The sequence below is a fragment of the Hydrogenophaga sp. 70-12 genome (assembly GCF_001897365.1).
In the GTDB taxonomy this organism is placed as follows: Bacteria; Pseudomonadota; Gammaproteobacteria; order Burkholderiales; family Burkholderiaceae_C; genus Hydrogenophaga; species Hydrogenophaga borbori.
In genome coordinates this window covers 1-18,039 of the sequence record NZ_MKSS01000086.1, presented here as the reverse complement: position 1 = coordinate 18,039, position 18,039 = coordinate 1, and the positions used below count along the sequence as shown (strand labels likewise).

Genomic DNA, 18,039 nt, shown 5'->3' with positions numbered 1-18,039 from the left:
TTGTTCAATCAGATCAACGACTTGCCTCATCTCGCTTGTGACATCAAATAGTGCCTGTCGATGACCACAACACTTCGGCTGTCACAAACTCGCCGCAAAAACCTTGGCGGCTACCCCAGCGATACGCTTGATTAGTCTGACCATAGCCCACCTAAGTGGCGGACGAAGGTCGATACCGCAATAGCCCCACATCAGCGTAGGTTATTGCCCTCAGTCGCCGCCTCCGTCGCAAAACCACAACGGCCATTAACAAATTCTCACAATCCGCATGAATGTGCGGATTTTGCCGGAAATTGTAATAACAACGAATCAAGTATGGAGGGGTCATCCAGACAGGCGGCGATGCTCGTAAGCTGTTGATTGCAAAAGAGATATCGTTAACGCACAAAGCGAGTACATCGCATTTTTCAATTTGCGACAACCCGCACTTTTCCCGGTACTCTGAAAAAAGCTGACGCGCGCAGATCCCTTGCAAGGCATCCAGATTTGACCGTGATGGATTTCACGCGACAGCTAATGAGTCGTCGCGGTTCGAATCTTCTGATAGGCAGGGATTAGGTAAGCGACAAACAACAGTCGCGAGATCCCAACGTGTCACACCCTGGATTCCTGAAAGCCATACCCAGTCCACAAGACGAATTCTTTGCAGGCCTGCCGTCCGAACTCGATGGGTTTGCCAAACGGCTGCTCGGTTGCATTGATGTACCGCCCGATCAGCCAAATTTCAGCAAGGCAATGTACGCCATGGCTGGCGCACTAGTGGCCTTCGCTCGTGAACACGAATTTTATCGCGACGCGGAGGTCCGCCAATTCGAACTGGCGAGCCAATTGGCCGCATACGCCAAGCGCCTGATCCCACTGGATGGAACGCCGCTCGCGCACATGACCGGGCGCTTGGGTACTCACGGGAGTTGGGCGCTGTGCACAGAGCTGGATCCCCGCTGCCTTGAGATCCCTGTCGCGCTCGGTGCAGAGCTTGCCTTGGCACTGGCGCAAGGCCGACGCCTGCAGGTGGACTACCTAAAGCTGCTACGACGCGACCTGAAGAAGATTCCCGCGCCTGGTCACGAAGGACCAGAGACGGCAGCCGATCTTCGCGCCCTGGGCGTCGGCAAATACTGGCGCAAGGCCTTCGCAGGAAAGGTCAAGCGACTGCAAGCCATCGTGGCCCAGCGCCTCGGCATGCGAGTGCTCACCCACTTCAGATTGTCCGAGGTTGGGGAGGAGCACAAGACCCATATCCGTGCCACCGCGCTAAGCGCCAACGTCAAGGATCGCTCAGGTGTACGCAACCACCGCCAGTTGACGCCGCCTCAAATGGCCACTTACCAAGACGACTTGCGCTCGCGCTTGGCGGTGCAGTCGCCTGGCGCCATCGTCGAGGCCATCTCTCTGCTCACAGGATTGAGCGCTCGTGGCGCCATGACGCTGGCGATCGGTGAAGAGGCGCTGCACGGCGAGTTGCTCACGCTGGATCTGAAGCGCGGCGGCCTGCACGTCGCGATCAACCACCTCGTGGACCGTGAGCATTGGGACGTAGACCCGGGCCAGATCTATCTGGCCGTTCAGGCGAGCTACTTCGTGCCTTGGCCCGTCGAGCTCCTGTCACCCCTTCGTGACCTCGCAAGATCAACTCGCATGGCGGCCGATGCCTGGCAGTCGGTGATTCGCGTCGTCGACATCCTCCCCCAGGTCGACCGCGATCATCAAGTCACGGCAGGTGCGTCGGCCATTTCTGTTCAGGAGCCAGATGCCCGTGGGTTCACGCCGACCGCCGCTCGCGCCCGAAACACCTTTCCGACGCAGGCCAGGGAATCAGGCATGAAGGCCATGCACAGGGCCAACTCGATGCTGCGACTGGACCAGGTGGGACACGCTCGGCCTTGGTACGTGCGCGTTGACAACGACGAACTCGTCGCTGACTGGTGCAAGTTTCTTGCGGGCGAAGGTTGGTCCACCGAGCCTCAACAGCCCGAGCCTGGACGGGCTTGCGGCTCTCCATTCCTTCTCCGCGATCATTCGCTGCAGGCCATCTGGGGCCACTACGTTCAGCGCGTGGACGGCTGCCCGAAAGGCAGGCGCATGTCATTGTCAACCGTCATCGACTTTCACAACGCCTACGCGGACTTCACCGCCATGGCCCTGTCTTTCTTGTTGGGCCTGCGCTTGTCAACCGAGTATGAGCTGAACGCAGACTCGGCATTGGCAGACGTCGAGATGCTCACACTGACGGACAAATCAGATCCGGCCAAAACCGGCAGTCGATTCGCCGTCCTGACACCGTTGGTGCGCGATCTGCTCGGAAACTGGTACGCCCACTGCGATGCATTGCTCGGCCGCTACCAGCGCGATCCCCAGGCAGGCAAGACCACCGTTGGTGCCGAAGTGATGGCGCATCTTGCCCAGGTGGTGCAGCACAAACGCGTCCCGGCGCTGTTTCGCATTTACAAGAATGGCGTGAGGCCTGCCAACAGCAAGACAACCTGGGACGTTCTGCCGCCCTTGCTGCGCTGCAAGGACAACGTCGGCCGCCACTACTGGTGCAACCACCTGCACCGCTCGGGCTGCTCGGACAAGGCGATTGATCTTTTCATGCGTCACATGGTCGCCGGCAACAGCCCAACCTCCGTGTACGCCGACGTCAGCATCGCCCTGCTGACCAATGAAGTGGGGACGCTGCAAACGCAGCAAATCGCAATGCTGGGGTTGGGCATGGCCACCGGGCTGCGCAAGGCTTGAGCAGGTGTACGCCATGAGCACAAACAACAAGCGACACCAGCGCAGCCATCTGAATGCCTCACTGGTCTTGGGATCGCCACGGTCCCTGAAGCACTTCCAAGCCTTCCTGCTGGAGGCCTCTCCCCTTCTTTCACCAAGCGCGCTCGCGCTGGGCTGCCTCGTGGGATTCGACATGGTTGTGCGAGCAGAAGACTTGCCGCATGCGTATGCCGCCCTGCAGAAAGTTCATCGCTACCAGGATCGACCATCAATTCGATGGGTTGTTCCACCACCGCCCGACGAACACGTGGACGACGTGACCCCACCCAGCGTCGCAACCCGGCCCGTTTACGACGAGCGCACGATCAGCGACTTCACCCACATCGCTACCAGCGAAGTGGTCGCATGGCAGTCCCTGGAGGAGTCCATTGCCGAACTGCTATCGGCAATGGATCAGCACCCCGAGAAGCGAAACCTGCCCAGGCACTGGGAGGGACTGCTTGCGAGTGCGCAGGTCCATGCCGTCACCTACTTGCCTGGTGCGCTGCGCGGACATGTTGTCGGTCAGATCAGGATGTCGGCGCTCGATCCAAGCGCGGCTGCCCGAGAAGCAACGCAGCTCGCACTCGTAACACGGGATATCGACCTGGAGACCGAGGAGGCTCTGGCAATCAATGAGGTGAAGCTTGCGCAGGCTCGCCTACGACACCCGCTGCATGCCAAAGGCTCGGCAAGTGGATCGACCACAGAACGGGATCGCGCCGCCGATCTGGTGGATGACATCGTACGGGCCACCCACGCGGGGAGCGGCACAACCGAAGCTCGCGCCGCTGTCTCACGTGATCTCAGGGCCCTGCACCTTCGGATGGGAGATTCGCACCACTGGCCAAGGACGCTGCACTTGGTGGCCTTGAACTGGGTACATGAGCACCACCTCGCCATGTCCAGCATCAGCCGATATTTTTCGGGTGCAGCCAAGCGGCTGTTCGTCGCTGTGCAGGACATGGATCTTGTGAACCTCGACGTCAAGGAACTGGTTCGACGCATCGAGGACGTACACGCCAGCGTCGAGGATTCGAACAAACCGTCTGTACGCGCGGTGGGTCAAGCGATCCTTGACCTGCTCGTTACCCAGGAGGTTATTGAGCCCGCGCAGCTGCAGCGAGTTCAGAAGCGATCTGGCTCCATCGCGGTGCGTGCACAAGTCATCTTCCCGCACGAATGCAGTCGCGCAATGGACTGGGTGGACGAGCACATCAGCCGGGGCGAGCAGGGCCCGGCGCTCACGATGACACGCTTGCTTCTTGGTCTGGTCAAAGAGTGTGGCTTTCGCATGGGCGAAGCGCTGCGCTTGCGCCTTGAGAACTTCTGTTTCGTCGAGGATCGGCTGCAGGTGGCCGTGAATCCGACGCGCTCAGACCCCAGGGTCAAAACCAAGGAGGGTCGTCGACTCACGTCGACGAAAGATCCCCGCGTGATCCGCTACTTGGTGGAGTACCTTGCCAGCCGTCATGGGTTGGACATGACCTTGCAGGCCGAAGATCCTGCGCGCCCATTGGAGCTGCCTCCAGAGGCGCGCCAACAGCTCAACGCGCAGCTCGCCGAGCGTAACGATCTGCTGTTCGCCGACCCGCACCAGCCGGGCGCAATCTGGTGCGAGAGCGAAGTCCGCATGTGGACATCGGTTCTTCTGAAGTGCGCCACCGGCGATTTGCGCTCGGTGCCACACGACCTACGCCACTCCTGGGTGACCTTCGGCAACGAAGCGAACTTTTGCACCCTTGGTTCACTACTCGAGAATCCGTTTGACCAGCGCGCCAACGCGCTCGGCCACGCGGGCAACGACTTGATGTTCACGACGTACACCCATCAGTTTGGCCAGGGCATTCGCGTGCGGGTTGATCAGCAACTGATCGAAGATGGTCTGATTCGCACGCAGTCCGTAGCTGCCTGGACTGCTCGCAGCCATGCATCAGTGAAATCACATCTTCATAGGTTGGATGCTAATCTGCGAAAGAAGCTTTCGCGTGCTGGCGCGAAGGCTGGTGATGGAGATGGTCAACATCTGCTCTTGAAGGAGATTCAGGCATACGCCACGCAGTTGCCACTGCGCGGTGCCGACGAGGTGTTTGGCATTTCGCTTCAGGAACCGATATCGCCCCTGACCGGCTATCGCCCGCGTGAGCTGACAACGCGGGTTCTCCTGCAGTGCTTGGTGATGTTGGCGAGCTCAACCCAGAACGCGGATCAGCGTGCGCTGGACATCGCGAGGCTTGCCGGTATAGGCGCCGCAGACTGGGCTCGTGTACTTCAGGAGCTCTGGCTGGTGAGTCGTTCTGCTCATGCGGTGGTGTCCCCCCGCAGGCTGGAGAAGAACAAGGCGGCATGGCTCGTGACGAATCACTGGGCGCCGGTGATGCGGGCGGCGCTTTCAGAAAAGTGGCAACGCTTGATGGCCTACCTGGATCGCCATGCGAGCGACGATGACGTTGTGAACGCAGGCGACTACGTTCTTGAATCCATGGGTTGCGACACCTACCTGCCTGTGGACGTCGCAGATCCAGCCTTCATCGCCTTGGTGCGCGTCATCCGCGCGAGCGGCATGAACCTGTCGTCGCTGCATCTTCACTACGTGAGCGACACAGCCGACACCCAGCGCAACGCCAGGCACGCGCTCGCCAAAATTCGTCATGAGCTTGGCATCGATGTGCAGCTTCGCGCGATGACATTGCGCGGAGGCCGGCCACCCATGTACTTGTCGGTTCGTTCAAGGGGTGCCCAAGGCTCTGTGGATGCCGATCACGATGGCAGCGCCCATTCGATGCAGGGATTTGCCGGGCTGTTCCTTGGTGCATATCTCAAGTCGGAACTGTTGCGGGAGCAGCGCAATGTCGCGTGAGATGAAGCGCGCGCTTCGCAATGAGACAATTGCGGTGCATCGTCCCCTCTACGACTCCGAGATCGTAGCTGGCTCAACCGCAGAGCAGCAGGCAGAAGCTGCGAGACTGTGGGTGGATCAACTTGCCGCCATGATCCAAAGGCAAGGTGAGCTGTTTTTCACCTGTCTTGACTTCCGCTTTACCACTCAGGAAGGAGCGCTGAGCGTTGAGCTGGTCTGCCGAGAGGTCGCACAGCAATCCTTGATGCCCATGCTCCTCGAGGGCAATATTTGCCTATCGGGAGATGAGGTCTTCGCGAAGGAAGTGGCGGAGTGGCGGCTTCGCTTGCGCGCAATATGTCAGGATCACGAGATCGCAATCATTGATCGTCCCGTAGTTTCCACAGCCGCGAGGCGCATGACCAACGATCCGACGAGGGGACTCGTGCCGATCGCGACGGCAGACGATATCTCGCGAGCGACAGAAGCGGTACTGCCGCCTTCCATGGAGAAGGTGGAAATTGATGGAGAGCGCTTCGAGCTGGCGGACCGCGGAGCGTCTGACATCCCAGTCTGGAGCCAGCCGTGCGCGATCCGCGGAATACCTTCTCTGAATCGCATGGGGTTCTTGCTTCACCTGATCACGTCTACCCCCATGCAACCCAGCGGAGGAAGGCTGCTTCTTCGCTTAGTGGATCTGACCCGCGAGGAATCCGCCCGCCTGGTTCAGCACGCACATTCGAGAACGCCACTCGAGATGCTTGTCGCCATTGCCAGGGGGAAGGGTCGAACGCTGCTTGGCGCACCTGCACGAGAGGTGTCATCGGGATGAGGTAAGCGGTCAGTTGAAAGCGGCAGACATTGGTGGCCGCAGCAGCGTTAGTTTCCCGAGGGCGCCTGAGCATCAAGCTTGAGTTGCGCGCCGCATCCACGTCTGTTCGAGGACATTCGCTCATCGGCAAGTTGGAGCGCATTGGTTCTACGCCGTGACCTTGGCCCAGTGTCATCGCGACCGGCAGTAGCTCATTGCTGCTGCGCGAAACGACAGACAGAGCCTACTGGAGCGCTTGAAGCGACTGCGGATTCGGTGGGTAGCGAGGATTTCCGCAGTGCCTAACTGGCCTGCAGGCGGCTCAGCGCAATAACAGCGTGGGCGCGGCGGCCGAGCGCAGGAGATCGGTGGTCTTGCTGCCCATGAACAGACTGCGCCAGGGCGAGTGGCTGTAGACACCCATGACGAGCAGGTCACATTGCAATGAACGCATGACGCTGGCGATCGCGGTCTCCGGATCGCCAGGCTGGATGTCGGTGGTCACGCTGAAGCCCACTGCCTCCAGTGCCTGGCGCGCTTCCTCGATCTGCCGTGGGCCTTGCGCCTGCGCCTTGCCTGCCATCAGCAGGTGGACCGGCAGGCCCTTGAGCAACGGACTCGCGGCAATCATCCGCACGCCCTGGCGGGTCACGGCCGAGCCGTCGAACGCGAACAGCACGCGGCTGGGGGCCTGAAAGGTCTGTGGCACCGCCAGCACCGGCTTTGACACCGAGCGCACCACCCATTCAAGCTGGCGACCGAGATCGCGCTGGGTATCTTGTGCCGACGCGCCGCGCCGTCCGAGCACGAACAGGCGCACACCGTCCTGCAGCTCGGCGAGCGTGGTGTCCAGGCTGCCGTGGCGTTGCCGCACATCAACCACGAAGGCGCCGGCGGCCAGCGCGCGTTCGCGCAGGCCGTTGAGGTAGGCGCGCCCCGCCTCGCGCGCGGCGCGCGTACGGGCCTCGTCCTCATCGCTCAATTGCTTGAGCAGACTCTCTTGCGCATCGAGCCCGATGGCACCGCTGTGGTCCTGGCCGGACGCAAGCCGCGGATGGCGATCGATCACGTGCAGCAACTCCATGGGCGCCTGCAGGCGCCGTGCGGCCCAGGTGGCCGCATCACTCACGCTTTGCCCGTAGGCCGACTGGTCCACACAGGCCAGCATTTTCTGTCGTCGTTCATCGCTGTGCTCCTTCAGTGGCCCATCAGCAGGTCTTCGGCGCCATCCTTGTCGTGGACGCCGAACCTGTCCACCATGGTCGCGCTGGCTTCGTTCAGGCCGATCACCTCGACCTCGGTGCCTTCGCGACGGAACTTGAGCACGGCCTTGTCTAGCGCGCTCACGGCGGTGATGTCCCAGAAGTGGGCGCGGCTCACATCGATGCGCACCTTGTCGATGACTTCCTTGTAGTCGAAGGCGTTGGTGAAGCGGTCGGCGCTGGCGAAGAACACCTGGCCGATGACCTCGTAGGTGCGGGTGCGGCCTTCGTCACCGCTGTGCGAGCGCACGCGCAGGATCTGGCCGACCTTGTGGGCGAAGAAGAAGCCAGACAACAGCACGCCGGTGAGCACGCCTTTGGCGAGGTCGTGCGTGGCCACCGTCACCACCACGGTGGCCAGCATCACCACGCTGGAGCTTTTGGGGTGCTCGCGCAGGCCCTTGATGGAGCCCCAGTTGAAGGTGCCGATGGAGACCATGATCATCACGGCCACCAGCGCGGCCATGGGAATCCTGGCCACCCAGTCACCGAGGAACACCACCATCAGCAGCAGAAAGATGCCCGCCGCCAGGGTGGACAGGCGACCGCGGCCACCCGACTTCACGTTGATGACCGACTGGCCGATCATGGCGCAGCCCGCCATGCCGCCGATGAAGCCGGTGGCGATATTGGCCACGCCTTGTCCGACGCACTCGCGATTTTTGTCGCTCTTGGTGTCGGTGAGGTCATCCACGATGGTGGCCGTCATCAACGACTCGAGCAGGCCCACCACCATCAGCGTGAGCGAGTACGGGAAGATGATCGCCAGCGTCTCCCAGTTCAGCGGCACGTTCGGAATCAGGAATACCGGCAGGCTGTCCGGGAGGGCGCCCATGTCGCCTACGGTGCGGATGTCCAGGTCCAGCGCGATGGCCACCGCGGTCAGCACCACGATGGTCACCAGCGGCGACGGGACGGCCTTGGTGAGGTAGGGCAGGCCATAGATGATGGCCAGGCCAGCCGCCGTCATGGCGTAGACGTGCCAGGTGACGTTGGTGAGTTCCGGTAACTGGGCCAGGAAGATCAGGATCGCCAGCGCGTTCACGAAGCCCGTGACCACCGAGCGCGAGACGAAGCGCATCAACGCCCCCAGGCGCACCCAGCCGGCGATGACCTGCAGCACGCCCGTGAGCACGGTGGCGGCCAGCAGGTATTCAAGGCCGTGGTTCTTCACCAGCGTCACCATCAGCAGCGCCATGGCGCCGGTGGCAGCGGAGATCATGCCCGGGCGTCCGCCGGTGAAGGCAATGATGGTGGCGATCGAGAACGAGGCGTAGAGGCCGACTTTGGGGTCGACGCCCGCGATGATGGAAAAGGCGATGGCTTCGGGAATGAGGGCCAGGGCAACGACCAGACCGGCCAGCAGGTCGTTGCGCACGTTGGACAACCAGTCCTGGCGCAGGGTTTGAAGCGTCATGGGCAAACGGCCATCGCAGCGGGGCGACGGCAGGATCAACGGAAATCGGGGGAGCGACCGCGCGGTTCGGTCAGAGGCGAGAGCGGCGGCGCAGCAGCGCGCCATGTCATCTCAGGGCGGTGTGACCGAGCAGAAATAGCCGCGGGGCAAGCCCGCGCCGCGGTAGGCCAGCGGCTTCAGGATGAGGCTCTTCAGTTTCTGCTGCACCGCAGCATTCTAACAGTAGCGGAGTATGGGGCTACCCAGCACGCCCGTCCACTACACGCTGGCCGTGAGATTGGTGCGCCTGGCGAGATCCTCGGCCGACTCCTTGCGTTCGCTGTAGCGATCCACGAGGTACGGCGACACATCTCGTGTAAGCCACGTGAACTTGAGCAGTTCCTCCATCACGTCCACCACCCTGTCGTGATAGGGCGAAGGCCTCATTCGGTCATCGTCCCCGAACTCCTGCCAGGCCTTGGCAACGGACGATTGGTTCGGGATGGTGATCATCCGCATCCAGCGTCCGAGGACACGCATCTGGTTCACAGCATTGAACGACTGGGAACCTCCGCTGACCTGCATGACCGCCAGCGTCTTGCCCTGCGTCGGGCGGATGGCCCCCATGGCAAGCGGAATCCAGTCGATCTGGGCTTTCATGATGGCGGTCATCGCGCCGTGGCGCTCGGGCGAGCACCACACCATCCCCTCGGCCCACTGCACCGCCTCGCGAAGTTCCTGAACCTTGGGGTGGGACTCCGGTGCATCGTCGGGCAGCGGCAGCCCATGCGGATGAAAGACGCGCGTCTGCGCACCCAGTGCGATGAGGATGCGTTCGGCCTCCAGGGTGACCAGTCGGCTGAACGATCGCGGACGTGCCGACCCGTACATCAGAAGGATTCGCGGGGCGTGTGTCGAGCGTTCTGCCGGGAACAGCCGCTCGGGATCCAGCGGCCGGAAGCTGGCGCCGTGCAGTTGGGGCATGTCTTCGAGGGAAGGCGAGTGATCAGGGGACATGGCGTGACGATAGGTGGCTTCAGGTGTTCTGTTGAGTCTGGGCAACGAGGCGAGATTCCCGCGAACGGCCCACGGCGATGCTGCTGAACAAGGCAAACGTCAGGAGCCCACCCACGGCGGTGACCACCAGGGCGTGAACCCCCAAGGGCGCCAGCAGCCCCGCAAACGCCCAGGGCGCCAGGGCCTGAGCCATGCGCGCCGGCGCCATGAGCCAACCCTGACGTTCACCATAGCCCCTGGATCCGAAGACGGCCAGCGGCAGTGCGCCAGTGACGATGGTCATGAGGCCGTTGCCAGCTCCGTGCAAGATCGCGAAGGGGATGGCCGCCATCGGACCCAGCACCATCAGCGCCAGGGCGGCCAGCGGGTGCAAGGCAGCCGCCACGCAGGCCACCACAAGCACCGAACCATGACGCTGCAACAAGGATTCCATCAGTCGCGCCGCCACCTGTGCCGGGCCCAGCAGGGCGGCGGCCGTCACGGCCAGTGCGGCACTGGCGCCCGCTGTCTTGAGCATCGATGGCAGGTGCGCTGCCATGGCCGTACCGATGAACGCCGAGATCGCAAACCCCATGGCCACGGCGAGCGCCAGGCGTATGGATACTTGTGAACCATGAGACGGTGCAATCGTGGTGTGCACAGCGCCCGTGACGGAACGCTCGGGCGCAACAGAATGCCTTCGCAGGCCGGCATTGAGGGGAAGTCCCAGCAGCAAGTGAAGTGCGGCCCAGGCCAGTACCGCCGTGCGCCAATCCCATTGGCTGGCGAGCCAGGTCGTGAGCGGCCAACCGACGGTGCTGGCAAAACCGGCGATCAGCGTCACCTGGGTGATCGCCGATCGCGCCTGCGCGCCGCGTGCGCGCACCAGGCTTGCAAAGGCCGCCTCGTACAAGCCCATGCCCATGGCGACACCGATGAGCGCCCAGGCAAGAAACAGCCCAATAGCCCCCTGCGCCGCGGCCAGGCTCGACAGGCCAAGGGCGAACACCCCGTTTGACCACATGAGCACCGATCGCCCGCCACGCCGGTCGATCGCCCTGCCCGCCACCGGGCCGATCAGCGCGGCAACGAGCAAGGCGCCTGAAAATGCAGCGAACACCGTCGGTACACCCATGCCGAGCGAGCGCGCCATCGGTTCCGCCAGCGTTGCGGGCAAGTAGTAGCTCGATGCCCAGGCCAGCGTCTGGCTGGCTCCCAGGCGCAGTGTTTCCCGGCGAAGACCCCCTGCCTCAGACACCTTGATCGGCGCCTTGCGTCACACGCACGGACTTGTCGGTGGCAGTGCCGCAACCGCAGCCCCGACCCGTGCCCACCTTGGCAAGCTCATCCCGCACACAGCAGGCCGTTGTGTCGACTTGAGGTGGCCCGCCGCAGCAGCCCGGCGATGCTGCGGCGCTTGCAGCGCCCGAGCTCTGGGGCCTCAGATCGGTGGAGCACACCCCTGTTTGAGGCAGTTCGAGTCGAACATCATCTGCGGCCGCGAGGTCGCCAGCCAATGCCGCTGCGACCGAGCGTGCCTGCTCGTACCCGGTGGCCAGCAGGAAGTTGGGTGCTCGTCCGTAGCTCTTGGCACCGATCGCGTAGTAACCCGGCTCATGCTGGTGTGCCAGTTCCCGATGACCGTGGGGACGCACCGTGCCGCAACTGTGTTCGTTGGGGTCAATGAGCGGCGCCAGCGCATCGGTGCTTTCCAGCCAGGGATCAAGCCGCACGCGCAACTCGCGGGTGAGCGAAAGGTCCGGCCGCGAACCCGTGGCGGCGATCAACTGGTCGATCGCCTCGATCGGCGCGCGCGCATCGTCCACGGCCTTCACCAGCAGGCCCTGTTCGCTGAGCGTGATGTCGGCGATGCCGAAGCCCAGGTGCAACTCGATGGCGCCTTGCTCCACTTCCTCGCGCAGGCGTTGCCCCAAGGTCCCTCTTGCACTCAAACCATCGAGCCGCGCCCCGCCGTAGAGTCGCCGAAGGTCCGTGCCACGCACCGCCCACACCGCCTGCGTGCCAGGCGCCTGCCGGGCCAGCGCCGTCAGTGCCAACAGGTTGCCGGCCGCCGAGTGACCGGCGCCGACCACTAGGGTGCGTTTGCCTGCGTAGCGGCGTCGTTCAGCGCCGAGGATGTCCGGCATGCCGTGGGCAATGCGAGCTTGTGCCGCGTGCTCGCCCCGAGCGGGCAAGCCATGCACACCCAACGGATTGGGCTGCCCCCAGGTGCCCGTCGCATCGACGATGGCCCGGGCTTGCCATTCGTGCTCGCCCGCGGGCGTGGCCACGCGCAAGAGGAACGGGGCCTCCTGCCGTCCCTGGCTCCTCACCTTGTCGTGCCCCCGCCGGGTGATGTCGAGCACGCGATGCGACAGGTGCAGCTGGCTGGCGATGGCGGGCAACTCGCTCAGCGGGCGAAGGTACTGCTCGATGAGTTCTCCCGCCGTGGGGAGTTGTTCATCCGAGGGCACTTCGATGCCCGCCTGAGCAAGCAACTCGCGCGCGCTCGCATCGACGTTGAACCGCCAGGGCGAGAACAAACGGACGTGCGCGACGCTTGCCAAGTGATCGGCGATGCGATCAGCGCCCTCGAAAAGCACGAACGGCAGACCCCGTTTGTGTAGGTGGGCTGCCGCCGCCAGACCGACGGGACCCGCACCGATCACGGCTACGGGCAATGGCGAAACGGCTGTCGTGACTTGGGCATTCGTCATGGTGATTCCTTTCGTGTTGACTATTTCGTCGTTCGTAGATGTACGAAAATGAGAGCAAAAAAGAGAGACGCCCTCTTCAGAGCGCCATAACCAGTCGTTTGAGGATCGCCAGGCGATCCGGATTGACGCAATAACAGGTGCGCTGCTCTTCGGCCGAACCCAGCAAGAGCCCGGACTCCTTCAACACCTTGACATGCTGGGACGTGGTGGAAGGGGCGAGCCCCACGACGTCGGCGAGGCTGCCAAAGTAGCAAGTGCCCTGCTGCGCCAGGTACTGCATCAGCTTCACACGCGCCGGATGCGCCAGCGCCTTGCACAGCACGGCCAACTCCTCGGCTTCGAGTTCGTCGGGCGGGCTCGCCTCGACGCAGGGGCCACAGGAGATATCAGGGAGTCTAGACATCGAAAAGGCGGACAGGTAGAAAATTCGTTGTTCGTAGTTTAACGAATAAATATCGGCTGTCAACCGGCATGGGTTGCACCAAGGGTGGAGGGACCTTCAGGTGACCCGCTTGCCGCTTGCGTCCAGCACCGGCTCGCCATCTTCCTTGCGGAAAGCCTGCGCTGGGGGCGGCGGCAGCAGGTCGAGCACATATTCGGAAGGCCGGCACAAGCGTGTGCCCAGCGGCGAGACCACGACGGGTCGGTTCATCAGGATCGGGTGCTGGCCGACGAAATCCAGCAGTTGGTCATCGCTCCAGTGGGCCTCGCCCAGGCGCAGCTCGTCATACGGAGTGCCGCGCTGGCGCAGGATCTCGCGCACCGACATGCCCATGCTTTGCAACAGGGCCACGAGCTCTTCGCGCGAGGGCGGTGTTTTCAGGTACTCGATGACCTCGGGCTCGATGCCGCAGTGCCGCATGAGCGCGAGCACATTGCGCGACGTGCCACAGCCCGGGTTGTGATAAATGCGGTAGTCACTCATGACACGCCCTTCGCAGCTTCACCCCCTAGGCCCGGCCGCCAACGGTTCACCAGCGCCACCAGCGACAACATCACCGGCACCTCCACCAGCACCCCCACCACGGTCGCCAGGGCCGCGCCCGAGTGCAGCCCGAACAGCGAGATGGCCACCGCCACAGCGAGCTCGAAGAAGTTGGAGGTGCCGATCAGGCAGGCCGGGCCGGCCACCTCGTGCGGCAGCCTGAGCCAGCGCGCGCCCCACCAGCCGAGAAAGAAGATGCCGTAGGTCTGGATCAGCAGCGGCACCGCGATCAGGGCGATGACGCCAGGTTGCGCGAGGATGGTGTCGGCCTGGAATCCGAACAGCAGCACCACCGTGCCCAGCAAGCCGGCGATGGACCAGGGCTTGAGGCGTGCCGTGAGGCGCGGCAAGGCTTCGGGCCCTTGGGCGAGGAGTCGCGCCCGCGTGAAGACGCCGGCCACCAGCGGCAGCACCACATAGAGCACGGTCGACAGCAGCAGCGTGGACCAGGGCACGGTCACGTCCGTCACACCAAGCAGGAAGGCGGCGATGGGCGCGAAGGCCACCACCATCACAAGATCGTTCACCGACACCTGCACCAGGGTGTAGTTCGGGTCGCCACGCACCAGCTGGCTCCACACGAACACCATGGCCGTGCACGGCGCCACGCCGAGCAGGATCATGCCGGCGATGTACTCGCTGGCCGATTGCGGGTCGACCCAGGGCGCGAACAGGTACTTGAAGAACAGCACACCGAGCGCCGCCATCGTGAAGGGCTTGATGAGCCAGTTGATGACCAGCGTGAGCACGAGGCCCTGCGGGCGACGACCGACGTCGCGCACAGCGCTCCAGTCGATCTGCACCATCATCGGATAGATCATCACCCAGATGAGCACGGCAACCACGAGGTTCACATGCGCGTACTCCACCGACGCCAGCACCGCAAACCAGCCTGGCGTCGCCGTACCGAGCGCCACCCCGGCGACGATGGCCAGCGCCACCCAGAGGCTCAGCCAGCGCTCGAACAAGCCCATCATGCAGCCGCTCCGGCGGGTTTTCCGCTGAGGCCGATGCGGCCGAGCTCCCTTTGCAGCGCCAGACGATCGAGTTTGTCCAGCGGCAATGCCAGGAAGATGGCGATGCGTCGGCTCAGCACCAGCAGCGCATCGTTGAAGGCCTGGCGGCGCTTGTCCTCGGGGCCGGTGGCGGCGGCCGGGTCTTCCACGCCCCAGTGCGCGGAGATCGGCTGCCCGGGCCAGAGCGGGCAGACCTCGCCCGCGGCCTTGTCGCACACGGTGAGCACGAAGTCCATCTCGGGCGCGCCGGGTTGCGCGAACTCGTCCCAGCTCTTGCTGCGAAGCGCGGACGTGTCGTAGCGGTTGCGCTGCAGCAGTTCGAGCGCCATGGGGTGCGGTCGGCCCGCGGGCTGGCTGCCCGCGCTGAAGGCGCGAAAGCGGCCTTGGCCCAGCTGGTTGAGCACCGCCTCGGCCATGAGGCTGCGCGCCGAGTTGCCGGTGCAGATGAACAGGACGTTGTAGGGCCGGTTTTCCATGGTGCTCCTTTCAGCACGTGGTGCAGGTGGCGTTGATGCCGGCGCTGACCTCACACGGCTGCCCTTCGCAGCAATGCTCGGTGAGGTAGCCCAGCAGGGCGTTCATGTGGGCGAAGCCGGCGCGGTAGATCAGGTGGCGGCCGTCGCGCTCCTGCGTGATCAGGCCGGCGCGGTGCAGCTCCTTGAGGTGAAAGGAGAGCGTGGTCGGCGTCGCGTCGAGCCGCTCGGCCAGCGCCGTGGGCGTGAGCCCCTCGGGCCCGGCCTGCACCAGCGCGCGAAAGGTCCGCAATCGCGTGACCTGGGCCAGCGCGGCGAGTGCTTGAACGGCATCGGTTTCGTCCATGGCGGTCTCCTCAGGTGCCCGCGCGCGAGACGGCGGGCGAAGGCGCGGCGTTCACGGGCAGACGCAGCGTGATCAGCCAGCACGCAGCCAGCATCAGCGCCGACCCGGCCAGCGTCCACATGAGGCCACCCCACTGGTAGAGCAGCCCCGACATCAGCGTGCCGAAGAAGCGGCCCAGTGCATTGGCCGCGTAGTAGAAGCCCACGTCCTCGGCCGCCTTCTCGCTGCCCGCGTAGGCCAGCACCAGGTAGGAGTGCACCGAGGAATTGACCGCGAAGGCAAAGCCGAACACGGCCAGACCTGCCACCACCACCCACTGCAGGTGCGGCGCGCCCGCGAACACCGCCGCCGCCAATGCCGCCGGCACCAGCGCCAGCGCGGCCGACCAGGTGCGCGCCGCGGGCACCTCACGGCTCAGGCCATCCGTACTGCGGTGAACGATCTGCGGTGCCAGCGCCTGCACCGCGCCGTAGCCGATGGTCCAGGCCGCCAGGAATCCGCCCACCATGGTGAAGGTCCAACCCTGTGAATAGAGGAACACCGGCACGCCGACCACGAACCACACGTCGCGCGCGCCGAACAAGGCCACACGGGCTGCGGCCAGCGCGTTGATGCCGGGGTTCTTGGCGAACAGTTCCTTCGCCGACTTTGAGGCCTCGCTCTTGCCCATCATCGTGGGCAGTGAAGCGATCACGCCGATCAGCACCAGCGCGAGCGCCGCGGCCATGAGCCACAGCGCGTGCCGGAAACCCAGCGCTTCGAGCAGCAGGCCGCCGAGGAAGAAGCCCACGCCCTTCATCGCGTTCTTGCTGCCGGTGAACCAGGCCACCCATTTGAAGAGCTGGCTGTTGCTGCCCCCGCCTTCCTTCGCCTGCGCGCTCGTGACCTTGATGGCCGACTTGCTGGCCGTCTTGGTGAGGTCCTTGGCGACGCCGCACACGCCCTGCGCGAGCACCACCCAGGCCACCGACGCGGCCGCTGTCCATGCGGGGTTGAGGAACGACAGCAACGTGAAGCCGACGATCTGCGTGGACAGGCCCACGGTGAGCATGCGCGTGATGCCGTATCGCGTGGCCAGCCAGCCGCCGATGAGGTTGGCCAGCACGCCCGCCGCTTCGTACAGCAGGAACAGGAAGGCCAGCGTGAACGGCGAATAGCCCAGACGATAAAAGTGCAGCAGCACCAGCATGCGCAGCGCGCCGTCGGTGAGCGTGAAGCCCCAGTAGGCGGCGGTAACGATGGCGTAGTGGCGGACGGCGGCGTACATGTCGGGCAGCGCGTCAGAGGCCGACGGCGCCGAGGTGGCAGGCCAGGTCCACCATGCGGCAGGCGTAGCCCATCTCGTTGTCGTACCAGGCGTACACCTTGAGCAGCGTGCCGTCGGTCACCATCGTGGACGGCGCATCGACGATACTCGATCGCGTGTCGCGCGCGTAATCGGCGCTCACCAGCGGGCGCGTCTCGTAGCCCAGGATGCCCTGCAGCGGGCCGCTTCTGGCCGCCGCCTCGAACAACGCGTTCACCTCGTCGGCCGTGGTGGCACGCTGCAGCTCGAACACGCAGTCGGTGAGCGAGGCGTTGAGCACCGGCGCGCGCACCGCGTGGCCGTTGAGCTTGCCCTTGAGTTCGGGATAGATGAGCGCGATGGCGGTGGCACTGCCGGTGGTGGTGGGTGCCAGGCTGGCCATGGCGCTGCGCGCGCGGCGCAGGTCCTTGTGGGGCGCGTCGACCACCACGTTGGTGTTGGTCGGGTCGTGGATGGTGGTGATCTGCCCGTGGCGGATGCCGATCGCCTCGTGCACCACCTTCACCACCGGCGCCAGGCAGTTGGTGGTGCAACTCGCGGCGGTGACGATGCGGTGTTTCGCCGGGTCGTACAGATCGTGGTTCACGCCGACCACGATGTTGAGCACCGAAGCCGGATCATGGGCCACCTTCACCGGCGCGGCCACGATGACGCGCTTCGCACCGCGGTCCAGGTGTCCCTGGATGGTTTCGGGCGTGAGGAACTTGCCGGTGCATTCGAGCGCCAGGTCCACGCCGAGATCGCCCCAGGGGATGTCGGCCGGGGTGGCGTGGCTGGTGAAGCGCAGTCGATGGTCGTCGATGCGGACCGTGTCATCGCCCTCGGCCGCGATGTCGGCGCGCCAGCGGCCTTGCACCGTGTCAAAGGCCAGCAGGTGGGCGGTGGCCGCGGCGCCGCCCTTGGTCTCGTTAAGGTGCACCACCTCCAGGCGGTTGCCGGCGCGCGGATCGTCCGCTGGCCGTTCGGCCGCGCCCATGGCCGCGCGCAGCGCCAGCCGCCCGATGCGGCCCATGCCGTTGATGCCCACTCTCATTAGCCCGGATATTTCACCGTAGTAGAGCCACAAACGAGTACGGCATTGCCCTTGTGTGCCCGAAAATCCAGGTGTCGAATCTTGATCAACGAGCGGGCAATG

General features: G+C 64.2%; 15 protein-coding genes. 3 read left to right on the top strand and 12 right to left on the bottom strand.

Going from position 1 to position 18,039, the window contains the following annotated elements; genetic code table 11:
- The first annotated feature begins 591 nt into the window (after positions 1-591).
- From BGO22_RS05635 to BGO22_RS05625, 3 genes are read left to right on the top strand one after another with little or no spacing between them, the layout of a single operon-like run.
- Positions 592-2,739 (top strand): hypothetical protein, encoded by a 2,148-nt coding sequence (locus BGO22_RS05635; protein WP_286849593.1) that lies wholly within the window; start codon positions 592-594, stop codon positions 2,737-2,739.
- A gap of 13 nt (positions 2,740-2,752) precedes the next feature.
- A complete protein-coding gene (locus BGO22_RS05630; protein WP_286849592.1) occupies positions 2,753-5,617 on the top strand; it encodes a site-specific integrase in 2,865 nt (954 codons plus the stop codon).
- Positions 5,607-6,428, top strand: coding sequence for a hypothetical protein (locus tag BGO22_RS05625; RefSeq protein ID WP_286849590.1), 822 nt, complete (start codon positions 5,607-5,609; stop codon positions 6,426-6,428). Before BGO22_RS05630 ends, BGO22_RS05625 begins: the two co-directional genes overlap by 11 nt.
- Positions 6,429-6,729: 301 nt before the next feature.
- On the opposite strand, the gene BGO22_RS05620 is transcribed toward BGO22_RS05625, so the two are convergent.
- From BGO22_RS05620 to BGO22_RS05565, 12 genes are all read right to left on the bottom strand, one after another.
- On the bottom strand, positions 6,730-7,575 hold the full coding sequence (locus BGO22_RS05620) for a universal stress protein (protein WP_286849587.1): 846 nt from the start codon (positions 7,573-7,575) through the stop codon (positions 6,730-6,732).
- A gap of 29 nt (positions 7,576-7,604) precedes the next feature.
- Positions 7,605-9,086, bottom strand: coding sequence for a SulP family inorganic anion transporter (locus BGO22_RS05615; RefSeq protein ID WP_286849586.1), 1,482 nt, complete (start codon positions 9,084-9,086; stop codon positions 7,605-7,607).
- Positions 9,087-9,344: 258 nt separating this feature from the next.
- Positions 9,345-10,049: an arsenical resistance protein ArsH gene (gene arsH, locus BGO22_RS05610; RefSeq protein WP_286849584.1), complete on the bottom strand. Its 705-nt coding sequence runs from the start codon at positions 10,047-10,049 to the stop codon at positions 9,345-9,347.
- A gap of 52 nt (positions 10,050-10,101) precedes the next feature.
- Complete coding sequence (locus BGO22_RS05605) at positions 10,102-11,319, bottom strand: MFS transporter (protein WP_353744343.1); 1,218 nt, start codon at positions 11,317-11,319, stop codon at positions 10,102-10,104.
- Positions 11,312-12,778 carry an NAD(P)-binding domain-containing protein gene (locus BGO22_RS05600; protein WP_286849582.1) on the bottom strand — a complete coding sequence of 489 codons (1,467 nt, stop codon included), beginning with the start codon at positions 12,776-12,778 and terminating at the stop codon, positions 11,312-11,314. The genes BGO22_RS05605 and BGO22_RS05600 overlap by 8 nt, the downstream gene beginning before the upstream one ends.
- Before the next feature lie 76 nt (positions 12,779-12,854).
- Positions 12,855-13,181, bottom strand: coding sequence for an ArsR/SmtB family transcription factor (locus BGO22_RS05595; RefSeq protein WP_166231374.1), 327 nt, complete (start codon positions 13,179-13,181; stop codon positions 12,855-12,857).
- A gap of 96 nt (positions 13,182-13,277) precedes the next feature.
- The gene (gene arsC, locus BGO22_RS05590; protein ID WP_166228559.1) at positions 13,278-13,703 is read right to left on the bottom strand and encodes an arsenate reductase (glutaredoxin); all 426 of its coding nucleotides are present in this window, start codon (positions 13,701-13,703) and stop codon (positions 13,278-13,280) included.
- Positions 13,700-14,737 (bottom strand): ACR3 family arsenite efflux transporter, encoded by a 1,038-nt coding sequence (gene arsB, locus BGO22_RS05585; protein WP_166231377.1) that lies wholly within the window; start codon positions 14,735-14,737, stop codon positions 13,700-13,702. Before arsB ends, arsC begins: the two co-directional genes overlap by 4 nt.
- Positions 14,737-15,255, bottom strand: a complete 519-nt coding sequence (locus BGO22_RS05580; RefSeq protein WP_286849576.1) for an arsenate reductase ArsC — start codon at positions 15,253-15,255, stop codon at positions 14,737-14,739. The genes arsB and BGO22_RS05580 overlap by 1 nt, the downstream gene beginning before the upstream one ends.
- A gap of 10 nt (positions 15,256-15,265) precedes the next feature.
- Positions 15,266-15,598, bottom strand: coding sequence for an ArsR/SmtB family transcription factor (locus BGO22_RS05575; protein WP_286849574.1), 333 nt, complete (start codon positions 15,596-15,598; stop codon positions 15,266-15,268).
- Positions 15,599-15,608: 10 nt separating this feature from the next.
- Entirely contained in the window at positions 15,609-16,865 is a 1,257-nt protein-coding gene (gene arsJ, locus BGO22_RS05570; protein WP_286849572.1) for an organoarsenical effux MFS transporter ArsJ, read from the bottom strand.
- A 13-nt stretch (positions 16,866-16,878) separates the two neighbouring features.
- Positions 16,879-17,937, bottom strand: coding sequence for an ArsJ-associated glyceraldehyde-3-phosphate dehydrogenase (locus BGO22_RS05565; protein ID WP_286849570.1), 1,059 nt, complete (start codon positions 17,935-17,937; stop codon positions 16,879-16,881).
- Between the last annotated feature and the right edge of the window lie 102 nt (positions 17,938-18,039).